At 59.0% G+C, this 18,158-nt stretch carries 20 protein-coding genes and 1 pseudogene; 12 read left to right on the top strand and 9 right to left on the bottom strand.

Annotated features, from left to right (window positions below; genetic code table 11):
• Positions 1-71 precede the first annotated feature (71 nt).
• On the top strand, positions 72-551 hold the full coding sequence (locus AA74_RS0107030; protein WP_008501331.1) for a carboxymuconolactone decarboxylase family protein: 480 nt from the start codon (positions 72-74) through the stop codon (positions 549-551).
• On the opposite strand, the gene AA74_RS0107035 is transcribed toward AA74_RS0107030, so the two are convergent.
• A complete protein-coding gene (locus AA74_RS0107035) occupies positions 538-1,440 on the bottom strand; it encodes a LysR family transcriptional regulator (RefSeq protein ID WP_025912088.1) in 903 nt (300 codons plus the stop codon). The two genes, AA74_RS0107030 and AA74_RS0107035, sit on opposite strands and share 14 nt — an antisense overlap.
• 100 nt (positions 1,441-1,540) lie before the next feature.
• On the opposite strand from AA74_RS0107035, the gene AA74_RS0107040 reads away from it, so the two are divergent.
• The 7 genes and pseudogenes from AA74_RS0107040 (at position 1,541) to AA74_RS0107075 (ending at position 6,966) form a co-directional block, all read left to right on the top strand.
• Positions 1,541-2,956, top strand: coding sequence for an aldehyde dehydrogenase family protein (locus AA74_RS0107040; protein WP_025912089.1), 1,416 nt, complete (start codon positions 1,541-1,543; stop codon positions 2,954-2,956).
• 151 nt (positions 2,957-3,107) lie between these two features.
• Positions 3,108-3,437, top strand: a complete 330-nt coding sequence (locus AA74_RS0107045; protein ID WP_008501327.1) for an antibiotic biosynthesis monooxygenase — start codon at positions 3,108-3,110, stop codon at positions 3,435-3,437.
• Positions 3,416-3,532: pseudogene (locus AA74_RS1000000122705) on the top strand (amino acid-binding protein); the annotation flags it as partial. The gene AA74_RS0107045 and the pseudogene AA74_RS1000000122705, both read left to right, overlap by 22 nt.
• Positions 3,525-4,220 (top strand): helix-turn-helix transcriptional regulator, encoded by a 696-nt coding sequence (locus AA74_RS0107055; protein WP_025912092.1) that lies wholly within the window; start codon positions 3,525-3,527, stop codon positions 4,218-4,220. The pseudogene AA74_RS1000000122705 and the gene AA74_RS0107055, both read left to right, overlap by 8 nt.
• A gap of 145 nt (positions 4,221-4,365) precedes the next feature.
• The gene (locus AA74_RS0107065) at positions 4,366-4,836 is read left to right on the top strand and encodes a MarR family winged helix-turn-helix transcriptional regulator (protein ID WP_008501325.1); all 471 of its coding nucleotides are present in this window, start codon (positions 4,366-4,368) and stop codon (positions 4,834-4,836) included.
• A complete protein-coding gene (locus AA74_RS0107070; protein ID WP_025912094.1) occupies positions 4,833-5,900 on the top strand; it encodes an HlyD family secretion protein in 1,068 nt (355 codons plus the stop codon). The genes AA74_RS0107065 and AA74_RS0107070 overlap by 4 nt, the downstream gene beginning before the upstream one ends.
• A complete protein-coding gene (locus tag AA74_RS0107075) occupies positions 5,890-6,966 on the top strand; it encodes a DUF2955 domain-containing protein (protein ID WP_025912096.1) in 1,077 nt (358 codons plus the stop codon). The genes AA74_RS0107070 and AA74_RS0107075 overlap by 11 nt, the downstream gene beginning before the upstream one ends.
• On the opposite strand, the gene AA74_RS0107080 is transcribed toward AA74_RS0107075, so the two are convergent.
• The gene (locus AA74_RS0107080) at positions 6,963-8,234 is read right to left on the bottom strand and encodes a DUF445 domain-containing protein (protein ID WP_025912097.1); all 1,272 of its coding nucleotides are present in this window, start codon (positions 8,232-8,234) and stop codon (positions 6,963-6,965) included. The two genes, AA74_RS0107075 and AA74_RS0107080, sit on opposite strands and share 4 nt — an antisense overlap.
• A gap of 168 nt (positions 8,235-8,402) precedes the next feature.
• Here AA74_RS0107080 and AA74_RS0107085 point away from each other — a divergent pair, with 168 nt between their 5' ends.
• A complete protein-coding gene (locus AA74_RS0107085; RefSeq protein WP_025912099.1) occupies positions 8,403-8,690 on the top strand; it encodes a BrnT family toxin in 288 nt (95 codons plus the stop codon).
• Positions 8,677-8,979, top strand: a complete 303-nt coding sequence (locus tag AA74_RS0107090; protein WP_025912101.1) for a BrnA antitoxin family protein — start codon at positions 8,677-8,679, stop codon at positions 8,977-8,979. Before AA74_RS0107085 ends, AA74_RS0107090 begins: the two co-directional genes overlap by 14 nt.
• 30 nt (positions 8,980-9,009) lie before the next feature.
• Here the strand turns inward: AA74_RS0107090 and AA74_RS0107095 are convergent, their stop codons facing one another.
• Positions 9,010-9,648, bottom strand: coding sequence for a LysE family translocator (locus tag AA74_RS0107095; RefSeq protein WP_025912103.1), 639 nt, complete (start codon positions 9,646-9,648; stop codon positions 9,010-9,012).
• 47 nt (positions 9,649-9,695) lie between these two features.
• Positions 9,696-10,439, bottom strand: a complete 744-nt coding sequence (locus AA74_RS0107100; RefSeq protein WP_025912104.1) for an AraC family transcriptional regulator — start codon at positions 10,437-10,439, stop codon at positions 9,696-9,698.
• Positions 10,440-10,590: 151 nt separating this feature from the next.
• On the opposite strand from AA74_RS0107100, the gene AA74_RS0107105 reads away from it, so the two are divergent.
• Positions 10,591-11,961, top strand: coding sequence for an NAD-dependent succinate-semialdehyde dehydrogenase (locus AA74_RS0107105; protein WP_025912105.1), 1,371 nt, complete (start codon positions 10,591-10,593; stop codon positions 11,959-11,961).
• 45 nt (positions 11,962-12,006) lie between these two features.
• Here the strand turns inward: AA74_RS0107105 and AA74_RS0107110 are convergent, their stop codons facing one another.
• A complete protein-coding gene (locus AA74_RS0107110) occupies positions 12,007-12,327 on the bottom strand; it encodes a hypothetical protein (RefSeq protein ID WP_008501314.1) in 321 nt (106 codons plus the stop codon).
• Positions 12,327-12,872, bottom strand: coding sequence for a YfaZ family outer membrane protein (locus tag AA74_RS0107115; RefSeq protein ID WP_008501313.1), 546 nt, complete (start codon positions 12,870-12,872; stop codon positions 12,327-12,329). The genes AA74_RS0107110 and AA74_RS0107115 overlap by 1 nt, the downstream gene beginning before the upstream one ends.
• Before the next feature lie 411 nt (positions 12,873-13,283).
• Here AA74_RS0107115 and AA74_RS0107120 point away from each other — a divergent pair, with 411 nt between their 5' ends.
• Positions 13,284-14,642, top strand: coding sequence for an esterase-like activity of phytase family protein (locus tag AA74_RS0107120; protein WP_025912106.1), 1,359 nt, complete (start codon positions 13,284-13,286; stop codon positions 14,640-14,642).
• Positions 14,643-14,711: 69 nt separating this feature from the next.
• Here AA74_RS0107120 and yjiA read toward each other — a convergent pair whose 3' ends face one another.
• From yjiA to AA74_RS0107135, 3 genes are all read right to left on the bottom strand, one after another.
• Positions 14,712-15,665: a GTPase gene (yjiA, locus tag AA74_RS0107125; RefSeq protein ID WP_025912107.1), complete on the bottom strand. Its 954-nt coding sequence runs from the start codon at positions 15,663-15,665 to the stop codon at positions 14,712-14,714.
• A 10-nt stretch (positions 15,666-15,675) separates the two neighbouring features.
• Positions 15,676-15,879 carry a YbdD/YjiX family protein gene (locus AA74_RS0107130; RefSeq protein ID WP_003856610.1) on the bottom strand — a complete coding sequence of 68 codons (204 nt, stop codon included), beginning with the start codon at positions 15,877-15,879 and terminating at the stop codon, positions 15,676-15,678.
• Between the two features lie 96 nt (positions 15,880-15,975).
• On the bottom strand, positions 15,976-18,129 hold the full coding sequence (locus tag AA74_RS0107135; protein ID WP_025912112.1) for a carbon starvation CstA family protein: 2,154 nt from the start codon (positions 18,127-18,129) through the stop codon (positions 15,976-15,978).
• Between the last annotated feature and the right edge of the window lie 29 nt (positions 18,130-18,158).

Consider the following 18,158-nt stretch of genomic DNA (forward strand, 5'->3'; position numbering starts at 1 on the left):
TTTTACTATGTCATGAACGGCGTAGATTTGCCTCATCGCATGACACATGCCGCACAAAAAGAGGAAAGACCATGAGCACTCGCGTTAACCACCATAAAGCTACACCTGCCCTCGCCAACGCGCTGTCTGCCCTGAGCATGGAGGTGGCAAAAACCTCCATCGATCCGGCGCTGAAGCACCTGATCGACATTCGCGTGTCGCAGCTGAACGGCTGTACGTTCTGTCTGGATATGCACTCAAAAGAGGCGAAAATCGCCGGCGAGCGCGAGCTGCGCCTGTACCATCTGGCGGCCTGGCGCGAGTCCCCGCTGTTTAGCGCCCGTGAAAAAGCGGCGCTGGCCTTCACCGAAGCGCTGACCCAGATTGGCGTTCACGGCGTGAGCGATGCGCTCTACCGCAGCGTGGCGGAGCACTTCTCGGACGTGGAGATTTCAGAGCTGAACTTCGCCATCGTGGCGATCAACGCCTGGAACCGCCTGGGGATCACCTCCCGCATGGCGCCCGGCTCGCTGGACGCGGCGTACGGGCTGAATAAGGCTAACCTGGAATAATCCCGCGCTCGCGGATCATCGCCACCAGCGCCCGCAATCCCGGCGGGACGTGGCGATGGCCTGGGTAGTACAGGCGCAGCCCGGCAAACGGCTGCGCCCAGTCGTTTAAGACGCTCACCAGCTCCCCGCTTTTCAGCTCGTCCCGAATATAGAGTTCCGGTAAAAATCCCACCCCTAATCCCGCTTTCACGGCGCGGATCGAGGCAAAAAGATCGGACGTCGCAAAGCGCGGCGGCACGGCAAGCGCGTACGTTTCACCCCGACGGGCCAGCTCCCAGCGGTAGATCCCGCCGTGGGCCATACGCATGCCGATCCCCTGATGTGAAAGCAGATCGTCCGGCGTCTCGGGTATGCCGTGACGGGCGAAATAGTCCGGCGTGGCGGTGACGAGCTGGCGGATCTCACCGGTCAGCGGCACGGCGATCATGTCCTGCGGAACGGACTCTTCGAGGCGGATCCCCGCGTCATAGCCTTCGGCGACGATGTCGATCATCCTCGCTTCGCTCACCGTTTCCACGCGCATTTTCGGGTAGCGGATCATGAAGTCGATCAGCAGCTGGTCCAGAAACAGCGTGCCGATATGGTTCGGTACGTTCAGACGCAGCGTGCCGGCGGGTTCCCCGGTGTCGCTGTGGATCTCTTCCCCGGCGAGACGGATCTCCTGCAGGGCGGGGCCGATACGCGCTACGTAGCGCTGCCCGGCGTCGGTGAGCGCCACGCTGCGGGTGGTGCGGTTGAAAAGTCGCGTCTCAAGGCGGCTCTCCAGCCCGGCGATGGCGTTGCTGACCGCCGTGGCGGACATCCCCAGCTCCTGCGCCGCGCCGCGAAAGCTGCCGCGCCGCACCACCGCCATCACCACTTCCAGCTCTGTCAGACCTGAACGATGCATAGATTATCCTGAAAATCGAAACAACCCTTGCAGCATAGCGTGGATTATCGCAACGGAGAAGCCGTGACAGACTGGGCTCACACAGCCTGAGGAGGTTTATATGCACACTATCGAACAGATCTTTATTAACGGCGAATTTGTTACCCCGCACGGTGCCGAGTGGTTTGATTTGTACAACCCGGCGACGGCGCAGGTCATCGGTCAGGTTCGTCTGGCGGATGAGGTTGACGCAGCGCGCGCCGTTGCGGCGGCGAAAGCGGCGTTTCCGGCGTGGTCCCGGACCACAAAGCAGGAACGCATCGCCGCGCTGAAGCGCATGCACGCCGCCGTGGCTGCCCGTCACGATGCGCTGCTGGATGCGATTGTTGAGGAGTACGGCGCGCCCGCCTCGCGCTCGGCGTGGATGGCAAGCTATCCGGCAGAGGTGATTGCTCAGGCCATCGAGGCGCTTGAGGCATTTGAGTTTGTCACTCCAGCAGGTGCCGCAACGGTGCAGATGACGCCGCTCGGCGTGGCCGGGCTGATTACGCCGTGGAACAGCGATGCGGGGTTTATCTGCGGCAAGCTGGCGGCCGCGCTGGCGGCGGGCTGCACGGCGGTGATCAAGCCGAGCGAAATGAGCGCCCTGCAAACGCAGATTGTCACCGAAGCGCTGCGCGACGCCGCGCTGCCGCCGGGCGTGTTTAACATCGTCACCGGACGCGGCGAGACGGTGGGCGAAACCCTCAGCCGCCATCCGGACGTCGCGAAAATCTCGTTCACCGGTTCCACGAATACCGGCAAGGCGATCCTGCGCAACGCGGCAGAGAGTTTTAAGCGCGTCACGCTGGAGTTGGGCGGTAAATCGCCGACGATCCTGCTGGATGATGTGGATCTCGCGCAGGCGATCCCGCTGGTGATCCAGGCCGGGTTTATGAACAGCGGACAGGCGTGCGTGGCCGGGACGCGCATTCTGGTGCCTTACTCGCGCAAGGCGGAGATCGAAACCGCGCTGGCGCAGGCCGTGGCGGCGGTGAAATCCGGCGACCCGCGCAGCAGCGCGACAGACGTCGGCCCGATGGTCAGCGAAAAGCAGTGGCTGAGGGTGCAGGGCTATATCCGCAAAGGAATCGAAGAAGGGGCGCGCCTGCTGGCGGGCGGCGAAGGGCGACCGGACGGCACGCGAGACGGCTGGTTTGTGCGTCCGACGCTGTTTGCCGACGTGAACAATCGGATGACCATTGCCCGCGACGAGATCTTCGGCCCGGTGCTGTGCGTAGTCCCTTATCAGGACGAGGCGGAGGCGATCGCCATTGCCAACGATACCGAGTACGGCCTGAGCGCGATGGTGCTGGGCGCCGATGTGGACCGCGCGCGACGCGTGGCACAGCAGATTGTTTCCGGTCGCGTGCTGGTGAACACCCTGGCTCATGAACCGAAAGCGCCATTTGGTGGCTTCAAACACTCCGGCGTGGGGCGCGAGATGGGCGAGTGGGGAATTCGGGCGTTTATGGAGCCGAGGTCGATGGTGGGCTAAAACCCGCCCGGTGGCGCTGCGCTTACCGGGCCTACATGAGCCGTAGGCCGGATAAGCGCAGCGCCATCCGGCACAACGCTTCGCTCCTTGCCGAAGCATTGTGCTTTTCCCTCCTGCATTCTCTCCCCAACATCACAACGGAGAGAAAACCATGATCGCAGTCCTTTTCGAAGCCAAAGCCGCGCCTGCCCATCAGGCGCGCTATCTTCAGCTTGCCGCAGAGCTTAAGCCGCTGCTGGCGGACATCGACGGCTTTATTGATATCGAACGGTTCCAGAGCCTGACCACCGACGGCAAAATCCTGTCCCTTTCCTGGTGGCGGGATGAAGAGGCCGTCCGCCGCTGGAAGCAGAACGTCTTTCATCAGGCGGCGCAGGCCGAAGGGCGGGCGTCGATTTTTTCTTTCTACCGTATTCGGGTGGCGCAGCTGGTGCGGGAATACAGTTCCGAAACCGGAGGGCACGCGGCGTGTCTATCCTGACACAGTACAGCGACCATGCGAATCACCTTATTCTGCTGACGGATGATGATAAGCTGGCCGCAGAGATCACCGAACCCTGGGCGGCCCATGCTTAAGACGAGTTTACCCCCCGATAACAGCGCGATGCTGGAAAAGGCGATTGCCGCGGTGGCGGCTGCCATGGCCGATCCGTCGCGCGTGAAGATGCTCAGTGCGCTAATGGACGGGCGTGCGTGGACGGCCACTGAACTGAGCGCGGCGGCAGACGTTGCGCCGTCGACCGCCAGCGGGCATCTTGCCCGGCTGGTTGAAGGGCAGCTGATTACCTGCCTGTCGCAAGGGCGGCATCGTTATTATCGTCTTGCCGGGCACGACGTGGCGGCGCTGGTGGAACAGATGATGGGGCTTTCGTGGAGCCGCATTACCCCGCCGGAAACCAGCGCGCCGAAAGCCATGCGTGAAGCCCGGACCTGCTACGACCACCTCGCAGGCGTCGTGGCGGTGCAGATCTATGATTTCATGCAGGCGGAAGGCTGGCTGGAGGCTGACGGTTCAGCGATGACACTCTATGGCCGGGAGCAGTTCCTGGCGCTCGGTATTCCGTTAAGCGCGCATCCGCGCCGGAAGGCCTGCTGCGCCTGCCTGGACTGGAGCGAGCGACGGTTTCACCTGGGCGGAGAATCCGGTGCGTTGCTGCTCGACCATCTGGAAAGTAAAGGCTGGATCCAGCGGGTGGCGGGGTATCGGGAGGTGGTGGTGACGGCGTCGGGAAAGGCTGCTGTTAAGAGGCTTTTTAGCCGCTAAAAACCCCCGGTGGCGCTGCGCTTACCGGGCCTACGTGTACATCGCCTCCAGTAACACCTTTCGCAATTCCTGCGCTTTAACTTCTCGTTTCTTGATAGTTACCCTGATAACTATTATCTTGACCGCGTGTGACGAGAGGTTCCCCATGAGTGAAGAAGAACTGTTCTGCCGCAGGCCGATGGGCATGCGGATGGCGATGATCGTGCGCCAGTGGCGTGCCGTCATCGACGACGCCATTCTCGATACCGGGTTAACCCAGTCGAGCTGGACGGTGATGATGCAGCTGCATCAGCTCGGGGATAACGTCTCAATGAGTGAGCTTGCGGAAGTGCAGGGCATTGAACTGCCGCCGCTGATGCGCACCCTCACACAGCTGGAAAAACAGGGTTACCTGCTGCGCACCACATCGCCTTATGACAAGCGCATCCGGCTTCTGACGCTGACGCCTGAGGGAAAAGCCATATTAAAAAGGCTCACTCAGGTGATTGAGACGTATCAGGCGCGCGTATCGCAAAACATCGCGCCGGAACATCTCGATATTTTCAGCGCCACGTTGAATCAAATCGCCTGCAATTTGCGGACAATCCGCGAAGAAGATAACAAGACCGAAAAATAATGACCCCTGAACAAAAGTTTGCCCGCTGGGTAAGGGTGAGTATTGCCTCTTTCCTGCTGATGTTTGTCTACTTTATCGTCGCGGATATCTGGATCCCGCTGACGCCGGACTCCACCGTGATGCGCGTGGTGACGCCGGTGTCTCCGCGCGTCTCCGGCTACGTGGCGGCGGTACATGTCCATAACAACAGCCAGGTGAAGAAAGGCGATCTGCTGTTTGAACTCGACGACACGCCGTTTCGCAATAAAGTAGAGGCGGCGCAAATCGCGCTCGAGCAGGCACGCCTGTCCAACGAACAGCTGGATGCGCAGATCGCCGCCGCGCAGGCCAGCCTGAAAACCGCCGTGCTGACCGCGCGTAACGACAAAGTGACCTTTGATCGCTACCAGAAGCTGAGCACCCTTCAGAACGTCTCGCAGGCGGATCTGGATAAGGTTCGCACCACCTGGCAGAGCAGCGAGCAGTCCGTCAGCACGATTCAGGCCAACATCCGCAACCTGCGCATCCAGCGTGGTGAGCGCGAAGAACACCGCAACGTGACGCTGCAAAAATACCGCAACGCGCTGGATGACGCTGAGCTGAACCTCGGCTGGACGAAGGTCTACGCCCAGGCGGACGGCACGGTCAGTAACCTGCAGCTAAGCCCGGGCTTCTACGCTTCCTCCGGTTCCGCCGCGCTGGCGCTGGTAAACAACCAGACCGATATCGTGGCCGATTTCCGTGAGAAGAGCCTGCGCCATACCCATCAGGGCACCGATGCGGCCGTGGTGTTTGACGCCTTCCCGGGACACGTTTTCCGCGCCCACGTCACCAGCAGCGACGCGGGGATCCTGGCAGGTCAGGAGGCCGTTAACGGCCAGCTCTCCGAGCCGGAGACCTCTAACCGCTGGGTGCGCGATGCCCAGCGCATGCGCATTCACGTCTCGCTGGACGAGCCGCTGCCGAAGCATCTGCCGACCGGCGCCCGCGCGACCGTGCAGCTCTATAACAGCGAAGGGCCGTTTGCGCGCTTCTTCTCCGGGATGCAGATCCACCTGGTGAGCCTGCTTCACTATGTCTATTAGCACCCTGGCGCGGGTGTTTACCCCGCACGGCAACATCGTCTACACGGCAAACGACTTTCGCCAGACCCTGCGCATCGTCTTTGCCGGGATGATTGCGCTGAGCATCTCGAGCTTCTACAACACCCGCTACGGCGTGTTTTTCGTGGTCTATCCGATCATGCTGCTCTCGCTTGTCCCGGTGTTTAACCGCCACGTGGCGAAGCAGTTTATCTTCAGCGCATCGCTGAACTGCGTCGAAATGGTGATTATCATCGGCTATCTGTCGCAATGGCCGGCGATCATGACGCTGGTGGTCTTCGCCCTCTACGTGATGCGTTTTCGCTTTATGAGTAAAGGGCCGCTGTTTTTGTTCGGGTCCATGGGCGTGGTGTGCCAGAGCGTGATGCTCAACTTTATGAGCTACCCCACCACCAACTGGCATACGCTTTTGTTCTCGAACATCGAAGCCAGCGTGATGGCGGTGTGCCTGAGCGCGCTGATGAACTACCTCCTGCCGGACGTGGAGCCCCGCAAGCCGCCGCCGCTGATTGAGAAAGACGACGCCCGCGTGCGCCACGAGTCGCTGCTCTCCGGCACCGTCGCGACGCTGATATTCGTCGTGTTTCAGGTTAGCGACTTAAGCGATTCGCTTTCGGCGCTGATGGCAGGGATTTTGATCCTGTTCCCGATGCACTATCGCGGCGCGGTGATGAGCTCCATCTGGCGCGTGGTCGGCGTGGTGCTGGGCTGCCTCTATATTCTGGTGGTGCAGCTGCTCCTCTACGATCACAGCAGCCATATGCTGTTGATGATGCCGCTGATCGGCCTTGGGCTGGCGTTTGGCGCGCGGCTGCACGTAATGGAGAAGGTCGGGGCGGGCGTAGGCTTCTCCAGCATCACCACCATCGGGATAATGTTCGGGCAGAACATGCACCCGGACACCGACCTGGTGTTCAGCGATCTGTACCGCATCACCTCCGTTACCTTTTCGCTGGTGGCGACGCTGACGATGGTCTTTCTGATGCACCTGATCCTCAACCGCTTCGAGGCGACGCGCTACGTCATCGCGCCGCCCAAAGTAGATTAATGTCCCAGCACGGCAGGCAGCTGCGAGAGTAAAAACAGGATCAGGCCAATCGTCCCGCCCACCAGCGTACCGTTGACGCGGATAAACTGCAGATCCTTGCCAATGTTCAGTTCAATCTGGCGGGACATGTCTTTAGCGTCCCAGCTTTTCACCGTGTCGCTGATGTGGCGCGTCAGGAACGCGGCAAAATCCGGCGCGAGGCGGTGCGCCGCCTGCTCCAGATGCTCGTTCAGAGATGCCCGCAGGCTGGCGTCGTTTGTCAGCGTTTCGCCAAACCACAGCCCGGCGTTGGCGATGCGCTGCTTCACGCGAGAGTCCTCACTCTGCATATCTGCCTTCAGCCACTGGCGCAGGTCGGCCCACATCTCCCCCAGATAGCGGTTAAACGCCTCGTCGTTTTTCAGGTAGTGCTTAATGTTGTCGGCTTTTGCCGCCATCTCCGGATCGTTTTTCAGGTTGTCGATAAGCTTCAGCGTGGCGCGGTCAAACGCCTGGCGGATCTGGTGCGTGCGGTCGTGGCTGATATCGTCCAGCAGCGTGTTGACCGCGTTCGATACCATCTCCGCGCTTTGATCGCCCAGCCACTCGGTGGGCAGCACCATCGCCTTGCGCGGGTGCTCGGTCTTAAGCCAGTGGACGATCTGGTCAGAGATAAACTCTCGCGTGCTTTCCCGCTGAATCAGGGTAATCAGGCGGTTGATGATGGCGTCCAGCAGCACCTGGTGTCGGTTGTTTTTGGTCATGCTCTCCAGCATCACGGCGCTGGTTTCGGTGAAGTCGACCTTGTCGATGGCCTTATGCACCGCGCGTTTGAGCAGGCGCTGAATGCGCCCGTCGTCGGTGAGTTCGAGAAAACCGCTCATCACCTGCATCAGATGCAGCCCGACGCGCTGGGCGTTGTCGGGCTTGCTGAACCAGGCGCCAATCATCTGTGCGGGCTCATAGCGGCGGATCAACGCCACCAGCGACTGGGTATCCAGAAACTTCTCCTGCACGAACTGGCCGAGATTGTCGCCGATCCGGTCCTTATTGCGCGGGATGATCGCCGTATGGCGGGAGATAAAGGGAATGGGCACCCGGCGGAAAAGCGCGACCACCGCAAACCAGTCCGCCAGCGCGCCAACCATCGCCGCCTCGGCAATGGCCTTGACGCCGCGCACCCAGAAGGTCTGCGGCAGGAACAGGGTGGTGATAAAGGCCGCGGCGGCAACCAGCAGCAGCGACAGCGCCAGCAGCTTGGCGCGTTTGAGTTCAGCTATTTTTTCCATGGGTTAAGGATAGAGGGAAGCGGGGGGAAAGTGCAAAGCAGGGAGCGTTATGTCATTCCCGCTTCTGGAACCTGCCTTCCGGAATTAAACACCTTTTTACATATTTGGTTAAATCCTTGCGTAATTTGTATATGCTTTTTTGTATATACAATCAGGGAAGGGTACACTATGCCAACGGAGTATGAGTGGGATAGCAATAAGGCGAAAAGTAACCTGCAAAAACATGGCATACGCTTTGAGGATGCGGTTATGGTTTTCGACGATCCTTATCATTTGTCTGTTCAGGATCGCTATGAAAACGGGGAATTTCGCTGGCAAACCATCGGCCTTGTGCAAGGTCTTCTTGTTATTCTGGTCGCACATACGGTACGTTTTGAAAGCGGAGGAGAAATCATCCGTATCATTAGCGCACGAAAGGCGGACCGCAAAGAGAGGAGCCGTTATGAGCATCGTTAAACATAAACGCGGTAGTGCGCCTGAGGTAAGCGCTCGTCGTGAGGCTGAGCTCAAAGCATTAGCTGAAAAACCAGAAGCAGAGATTGATTACAGCGATATCCCTGCTACGGACGATGAACAGTGGTCAGGGGCGGTGCGAGGGAAGTTCTATCGACCACTCAAAACTCAGGCATCTGTACGCATTGACGCCGATGTGATGGAGTGGCTTAAACGGCCTGGGAAAGGTTATCAGACGCGGCTCAATGCCATTTTGCGTGAAGCAATGCTGCGCGATCAAAACAAAAAATAAATAGCGGGCAGCGTTTGGCTGCCCGCTATCTCAGCGTATATTTTCCAGCAGCCGCCACATCACCCACCCGCCAAACCCCATCAGCACCACCCCCGCCGTGCGCTCTATCAGCCACAGCGCACGGCTGAGCTTCTGCTGGACCGCGGGCAAACCCATCATCGACACCAGTGCCAGATCCCACGCCAGCACCACCGTCACCATCCAGACGCCGCAGGTTGCCTGCTGAAGCAGCGTGACGTCCGGCCCAAGTAGCGCCGTCATCAGCGCCAGATAAAACAGCGCATTCTTCGGGTTAAGCAGCGCCGAGCCGAGCCCCAGCAGGATCTGCTTGCGCAGCGAGGGGCAGCGCTGATGGGTTTCATGCAGCCTCATCGCCTGCGGTTGGCTGCGCACCAGATGCGAGCCGATCCACAGCAGATACAGCGCCCCGCAAAGCTCTATCAGCGTAAACAGCCATGCAAACTGTCGCAGCGCGCTCCAGCCGATAATCACCAGTAAGATATACAGCCCGTTACCCGCAGCGATGCCGACGCACAATCCGGCGCTGCCGCGCAGTCGGTAGCGCGCCGCGTAGCCCACCAGCAGGAAGAAGTCCGGCCCCGGGCTTAACAGGGCGACAAAATGCGCCAGCGCCAGGGCGAGAAAAGCGGAAGGGAAGAACAGTTCCATAGCAACCTCGGTTAACAATCTGAGGTCAGGCTACGGTGATGCCAACGTTATTTATTGTCAGATATTGATCGGCCCGTCGCGTACTGGCGCGGCGTGGCGGCGGTATAGCTGACGAAGGTCTTATGAAAATGGCTCTGGTCGGCAAAGCCGCTCTGGTAGCCAACGTCGGCGATGTCGTCCCCGGCACGCAGTCGCGCTTTGGCGAACTCCACGCGGGAGATGTTGAGGAAGCTGCCCGGCGTCAGGCCGGTATCCTGCCGGAAGGTGCGGATCAGCGTCTCCTTGCGCAGCGAGAATCGCTGGGCAAGTTCGTCAAGCGAAGGCGGTGCGGCCAGGTCGGCAAGAAACGCCTGCCGCACGTGCTGGCTGGTTGAGCGAAGCGCGTCGGCGTTTGTCACGCAGCGGGGCAGGGCTGAAAGCAGCGTGTCCACGGATACAGGCGACATCGCCTCAACAATATCCAGGTAGCGCTTAAACAGCGCAGGGTCGCGAATCACCTGTAACGCCTGAGGAATATCGGTGTCGATATAGAGCATATGGTAGCTGCGCGGTTGCCCGGCGACGGGATTGCAGCTGTGCGGCGCAGAGGCCGGGATCACAATGAGGTCCCCGGGGTTAAGGATGTATTCTTTGTCATGACAAATGCAGCAGGTCTGGCCATCCATAATCGCGCCGATAGAGAGCTGAGGGTGACTGTGACGTTTGTACGCCTGCGTGCTCTGCCACGTGCTGCGCAGCTCAAGGCCTGAGGCGCGGTGAAAAGTCTGCCGGATGTGTCGGGTATCGGTCATATGAACTCCTTCTGGACGTTTTTTATACCACGTCAGCGAACCGTCTTGCAGCGCTTCATTAAGAACCTTCCGGATATACCCAACTTTACGTCCACAGCCAGTCATGTTGACTACCCTTAATACCCTAAGCGGTAAAACAAGGAGATTCGACATGGCTTATCAGACAGTAAATCCTGCCACTAACCAGCTCATCAAAGAATACCCCTCACATACCGACGCGGATATCGAAGCGGCGCTGAAGGCGGCCGATGCGCTTTACCATTCGGACTGGGCGAAAGGCGACATCAATCAGCGCCTGCCGGTGCTGCATAAGCTTGCCGATCTGATCGACGAGCGCACCGAGGAGCTGGCGAAAATTGCCAGTCAGGAGATGGGCAAGCTCATCGAACAGAGCCGCGGCGAAGTGAAGCTGTGCGCGCAGATCGCCCGCTACTACGCCGACAACGCGAAGCAGTTCCTGGCCCCGGTGAAGTATCAATCCGAACTCGGGAAAGCGTGGGTGGAACATCACCCCATCGGCGTGCTGATGGCCGTTGAGCCGTGGAACTTCCCGTATTACCAGCTGATGCGCGTTCTGGCGCCAAACCTGGCGGCGGGTAACCCCGTTATCGCCAAGCATGCCAGCATCGTGCCGCACTGCGCCGAGACCTTTGCCCACCTGGTGCGTGAGGCGGGGGCGCCGGAAGGGGCGTGGACCAACCTGTTTATTTCGTCCGAGCAGGTGGCGAACATCATTGCTGACGATCGCGTGCAGGGTGCAGCGCTGACCGGCTCTGAAAAAGCCGGCAGCGTGGTGGCCGCGCAGGCGGCGAAGCACATCAAGAAATCCACCCTTGAACTGGGCGGTAACGACGTGTTCGTGGTGCTTGACGATGCGGACCTGGACAAAGCCGTCAGGATTGGCGTGAATGCGCGGCTCAACAACGCCGGGCAGGTCTGTACCGCGGCGAAGCGCTTTATCCTGCATGAAAAGATTGCCGACACCTTCCTGAGCAAATTCACCGAGGCATTTAAGCAGGTGAAGATTGGCGATCCGCTCGACGAAAGCACCACGCTGGGGCCGCTGTCGTCGAAAGATGCGCTGGAAACGCTGACCAAACAGGTCAACGAGGCGGTGAAAAACGGCGCGACGCTGCACTATGGCGGCAAGCCGGTGCAGCGTGAGGGGAGCTTCTTCGAACCGACGATCCTGACGAATATCTCGCGCGACAACCCGGCGTACTTTGAAGAGTTCTTCGGCCCGGTGGCGCAGATGTACGTAGTAAAAAACGACGACGAGGCGGTCGCGCTGGCGAACGACTCACACTACGGCCTGGGTGGGGCGGTATTCAGCCAGAATATCGAGCGCGCGAAAAAAATGGCGTCGCGGATTGAGACCGGGATGGTGTATATCAACTGGCTCACCGATACCGCGCCAGAGCTGCCGTTCGGCGGCGTGAAGCGCTCCGGTTACGGACGCGAGCTGTCGGATCTGGGGATCAAAGAGTTTGTGAACCAGAAGCTGGTGGTGGTGCGTCAGTAAGAGGTCATAAAAAAACCTGCCAGCCGGCAGGTTTTTTTAAGGGGATTATTGCACTTCGATCTTGTCCCAGCCGCTTTTAAACATGCAGCTGTCAACCAGCGTATCCCGGCGATATTCATTCGCGTCTTCAACCGTGTAGCTCGTGGAAATATCCTTTTTCTTTTTCGATTTGTCCGTTTTTTCCGAGCTCGAACCGGTCACCACGTTATCCGGGGGAAGATCGATCAGTGCCTGCGCTTCGCATTCCGTGAGCTTTTTATTCATTTCCGCATCGCTGACGCCCGGTTTCACCCATTTGTACTGGACGCAGCCGGTGAGCATCAGCGTGAGGCTCAGAACGCAAAGCGCGGTCATGCGGTGTTTCATCAGAAGGTGACTCCACCGCCTACATATGCGCCGTCAATCAGCGTGTGGCCAGGGCGGCCGTCCTTGCCATCAACGCTCACGTGGCGGTAACCCACTTTCAGGGTCACAGGCGTAATTGGCGTCCAGCTTACGCCGCCGTTGGCTTCCACGTAGTTTTTCACGCTGTTGTTCAGCCCTTCTGGCGCCACGTAGCCTTCACCGTACACGTGGATGCTGTCGGTCAGGGCAACGTTCACACCGCCGCCGATCGGGAACGCCACGCCGTTATCGCCTTTCTTCGGGCCGATGTAAATGGCTTTGGCACCCGCATTCAGCATTACCGGGCCCACTTCCAGGTTGTAGCCTGCGCCCACGCCGCCGGTCTGGGTACCGTCATCGGTGTTTTTAAGCCAGTTGCTTTCGGCATACAGGCCGGATGAGGATTTCCCCATCTCGAGGTTGAGGTTGGTAAAGTTTTTACCCTGCTCAATGCTGCCGCCCATTGCCAGAGCGGAACCCGAGAGGGCGGTCAGAGCAGAAAGAAGAAGGATATTCAGTTTTTTCATGTTTTATGCCTCGTCATTAAATTCATCTGGGGGCACCTTAACAAGCGATGTTTATGACTGCAAATGTGATGAAGGTCGCTGTTTTATGCTGATATTGTTAACTTTTTTATTTGAAATGTTGCATCGATGTTTGATTGTCGAGGTGTCAACGCGTGATGTTTGGACGTTTAGGCACCGTTTAATTTTTTGACTAAACATAAACTGAACGAGGAAGGGATAGTGATTAGAGGTGAATTAATTGGATTTCTAATAATTTCCAGAAGTATTTCAGATGTCACACAATACAACACAACCTTACATTTCAGGGCAATGAATATACGTTCACCCGCGCACGCCGGTTGCCTTTCTATGTCATTTTTCTGACACGTTTATTCTTTACGTTGTTGGCTTCACTCACTGGACACTAACAATATGAAAAGAAAAATTATTCCTGTGCTTATCGGTTGTGCGCTCTCTTTCTCTGGCCTGGCTGCGCAGCCTACCGCTGAGCGCTATATCGTCAGCTTCCCTGACGGCTCCCATGTGAAATACAGCGGCGCGTTTGCCGATGCGTTCCCGAACGGGCTCCCGGTGGGGATTGGCTCTGGCCTGCTGTTTACGGGCAAGCAGGGCGATGCCCTGACGTTTGCGACCGTGACCGATCGCGGTCCCAACGCCGATGCGCCAAAAATGGGTAAAAACGAAGCCAAAATCTTTGTTACGCCGGATTTCGCGCCGCTCCTGATGACCATCCGCGTCCAGAACGGCAAAGCGGAGGCGGTTGATGCCCGCCCGCTGCATGACGATAAAGGCGAGATTAACGGTCTCCCGCTGCAAAGCGGCGTGATTGGCTCCACCAATGAAGTGGCGTTCAGCGACACCCTCAAGGTCCTGAAAGGTGATAACCGCGGACTGGATACGGAAGGCATCACGCCTGACGGCAAAGGCGGCTACTGGCTGTGCGACGAGTACGGCCCGTTCCTGATTAACGTCGACAGCAAAGGCAAGATCCTCGCGATCCACGGGCCGCAGGCCGCGGAAGGGGAAAAATCTATCGCGGGCGGTCTGCCAAACATCATCAAATGGCGCCAGCCCAACCGGGGCTTTGAAGGCCTGACCCGGATGCCGGACGGGCGGATTATCGCCGCCGTGCAAAGCACGCTGGACATCGACGGGAAGAGCAAAAAGCAGGCGCTGTTCACCCGTCTGGTGAGCTTCGACCCGGCGACCGGCAAAACCGCGATGTACGGTTACCCTATCGACAGCGCGGCCTACGACAAAAACAGCGATGCCAAAATCGGCGACATCGTGGCGCTCGATAATCAGCACATCCTGCTGATTGAGCAGGGAAGCGATAAAAACGACGGGATGCGCAACCTGATTTACAAGGTGGATCTCAGCAAGGCGAGTGACCTGACCGCCTTCGACAAGCCGGGCGAGTACCCGGAGTTTGATGATGAGAAAACCCTGGCGCAGCGCGGCATTACCCTTGCGGCAAAAACGCAGGTGGTCGATCTTCGCGCGCTGGGCTGGCAGCAGGAGAAGGCTGAAGGACTGGCGCTGATCGACAGCAAAACGCTTGCGGTGGCGAACGATAACGATTTTGGCGTGAAGGTCGCGATGCAAAACCCGGTCGAGGGCAAGAAGCTTAAGGATTACCGGGTGAACGCGGAAGGCAAGCTGACGCTGGATGATAAACCGGTGGAAACCACGCTCAGCGTGAAGCCACTGAAGAAGCCGGAGTCCGACAGCGAGCTGTGGATTGTGACGCTGCCGGAGGCGGTGAAATAAGTTTACCGCTCACCCCTCTCCCCACAGGGGAGAGGGGGATTGTTCGGAGCGCATAGTTAAGCGGGGAGGCTATTTCTTCAGCCCCGCAAACGCCGCCCGAATCTCCTCCTCCGGCAGCTGGATGCCAATAAACACCATCACGCTGTGCGGCGCTTCTTCGCCCCACGGTCGGTCCCAGTCGGCGCTGTACAGGCGCTGCACGCCCTGGAACAGCAGACGGTTGGGCTCGCCGTCAATCCACAGCATCCCTTTGTAGCGCAGCAGCCTGTCGGCAAACGACAGCAGCAGCTTCTCCATTACGCGGGAGACCTCGCTGATGTCCACCGGATAATCCAGCTCCACCACAATCGACGCCACGTCGTTTTGCTTGTCGGACATAAAGTGGAAGCGCGGTTTTGTGGTGACGTTCTCTTCCAGCATAAAGCCGCTGGTGTTGAACAGCTGAGACAGGTCGATATCGCCGTGCGTCACCGTGTAAATCGGCGCGCGGGAGTTGATGCGCGTCAGGCGCTCGCGAAGCTTATCGCTTTCACCCGCCACGTCGGTTTTGGTCAGCAGGATGCGGTCGGCGTAGCCCACCTGAGACTGGGCGATGGTGAACTGGTTCATCTGATCGTCGGCGTGGACCGCATCGACCAGCGCGATGACGCCGTCCAGCAGGTAGCGCTGGCAAAGAATATCATGCGAGAAAAAGGTCTGAATGATCGGGCCGGGGTCGGCCATGCCGGTGCACTCGATCACCAGACGGTCAAAGTCGATTTCACCGCGATCGCGGCTGTCGAGCAGGTCCAGCAGGGCGTCTTCCAGCTCGTTAGAGCGGGTGCAGCAGATGCAGCCGTTGGTCAGGGTTTTGATCTGCGTGGCGCGATCGCCAATCAGCTGGTCGTCTACGGAGACTTCGCCAAATTCGTTTTCGATGACGGCGATTTTGAAGCCGTGCTGCTCGTTCAGGATGTGGCGCAGCAGGGTGGTTTTACCGGCGCCGAGGAAACCGGTCAGCAGGGTAACGGCAATCGGGGTCATGGTCTCTCCTTTAGCAGCAGCGGACGCCGCCTTCTCCACTTCCGCCGTAGCGCGCTTCCTGACGCTCGCGGAAGAATTCGGTGTAGGTCATGTACGGCTTATCCGGATGGTTGGTCTTCATGTGCTCAACGTAGTTGTCATAGTCCGGGATGCCAATCAGCATTTTCGCCGCCTGACCGAGGTATTTTTTTGCTTCGCCTAAGTTACCAAACATAACGTGTCCTGATAAGAAAAAGCCCGGTGGCGCGCAGCGATCCGGGCCTACAGCACCGTTGTAGGGCGGGTCAGCGCAGCGCCACCCGCCATTGTTTTAGTGGTGTGAAGAGGTCTTCACGCCGCCTTCCGGTACCGGCACGTACGGGGTTTCTTTATCCGTGCGGCCATTGATGTTGCGCACTTTCATCCAGGTTTTGATGCCGTAGAAGATGATGCTGTACACCACCACCAGGAACAGAATGCTCAGACCCGCGTTGGTGTAGTTGTTCACCACGATATGGTTCATGTTGGCAATCTGCTGCGCGGTTAAATCCGCGCCGCCTGCAGCAATCTTCTCTTTGTACTGGTTAGCCATGAAGAAGAAGCCTTCCAGCTGCGGGTTGGTGCTGAACAGCTTCAGACCCAGCGCCCAGGTGGTGCAGAGCAGCAGCCACAGCGCAGGCACCACGGTGACCCAGATGTATTTGGTACGTTTCATCTTCACGAGGACCACGGTACCCAGCACCAGGGCCACGGCCGCCAGCATCTGGTTAGAGATACCGAACAGCGGCCACAGGCTCTTCACGCCGCCGAGTGGGTCAACCACGCCCTGATACAGCAGGTAACCCCACAGGCCTACGCAGCCCGCGGTCCCGAGTACGCCCGCCACCAGAGAGTCGGTTTTCTTCAGGAACGGCACGAAGTTACCCAGCAGATCCTGCAGCATGAAGCGGCCCGCACGGGTACCGGCATCCAGCGCGGTGAGGATGAACAGCGCTTCGAACAGAATACCGAAGTGGTACCAGAAGCCCATGTCCGCCCACGGCAGCACTTTGTGGAACACGTGTGCGATACCTACCGCCAGCGTCGGTGCACCACCTGCGCGGTTCAGCACGGACGGTTCGCCGATGTCTTTCGCGGTCTGCATGATCTGCTCAGGCGAAATCACAAAGCCCCAGGAGCTGACGGTCGCCGCCGCGTGTGCGCTGGCCTCTTTCAGCTGGGCCATGATCAGCGCGGTATTTTCGCCGCCCATCTCATGCAGGTTAGGCATGGTGATGCCCAGACCCGCTGGTGGCGTGTTCATCGCGAAGTACAGGCCAGGCTCAATAATCGACGCCGCAACCAGCGCCATGATCGCCACGAAGGACTCCATGAGCATTGCGCCGTAACCGATGAAGCGCGCGTCGGTTTCATTGGCCATCAGCTTCGGCGTGGTGCCGGAGGAGATCAGCGCGTGGAAGCCAGACACGGCACCGCAGGCGATAGTGATAAACAGGAACGGGAACAGGGCGCCTTTCCACAGCGGACCGGTACCGTCAATGTACTGGGTTACCGCCGGCATTTTCAGCTCAGGGTTGATGATCACAATCCCGATGGCCAGCCCGACGATCACGCCGATTTTCAGGAAGGTCGCCAGGTAGTCGCGCGGAGCCAGGATCAGCCACACCGGCAGCAGGGCAGAAACGAATGCGTAACCGATCAGCGCGAAGGTGATGGTGGTGTCTTTAAAGGTCAGCGCCGGGCCCCAGTACGGGTCGTGCGCAATCACGCCGCCGAAGTAGATGGAGGCGACCAGCAGCACGATACCGATCACCGACACCTCACCAACGCGGCCAGGGCGCAGGAAGCGCATGTAGATGCCCATGAACAGCGCAATCGGTACGGTAGAGCAGACGGTGAAGACGCCCCACGGACTTTCGGCCAGCGCTTTCACCACGATCAGCGCCAGCACCGCGAGGATGATGATCATGATCAGGAAGCAGCCAAAGAGGGCGATGGTGCCCGGCACGCGGCCCATCTCTTCTTTGATCATCTCACCCAGCGACGAACCGTTACGGCGCGAGGAGATAAACAGCACCATAAAGTCCTGCACCGCACCCGCCAGCACCACGCCCGCCAGCAGCCAGAGCGTACCCGGCAGGTAGCCCATCTGCGCGGCCAGTACCGGGCCGACCAGCGGGCCAGCGCCTGCGATGGCGGCAAAGTGGTGACCAAACAGCACGTAGCGGTTGGTAGGCACGTAGTTCAGGCCGTCATTGTTAATGACCGCCGGGGTGGCACGCGTCGGGTCGAGCTTCATGACCTTCTGCGCGATGTATAAGCTGTAGTAGCGATAAGCCACAAGGTAGACGGAAACCGACGCGACCACGATCCACAGGGCGCTGACGTGTTCGCCCCGGCGTAATGCGACAACCGCCAGACAGAAAGCACCGAGGATCCCGAGTAAGGCCCAGGGCACGTGCTTCAGTAGTTTTTTAGTATCCATAGTAAGACCTGGTTTTTTATGTAAAGAAA

The organism is Enterobacter sp. 5-4 (assembly GCF_000612205.1).
Lineage (GTDB): Bacteria > Pseudomonadota > Gammaproteobacteria > Enterobacterales > Enterobacteriaceae > Enterobacter > Enterobacter roggenkampii.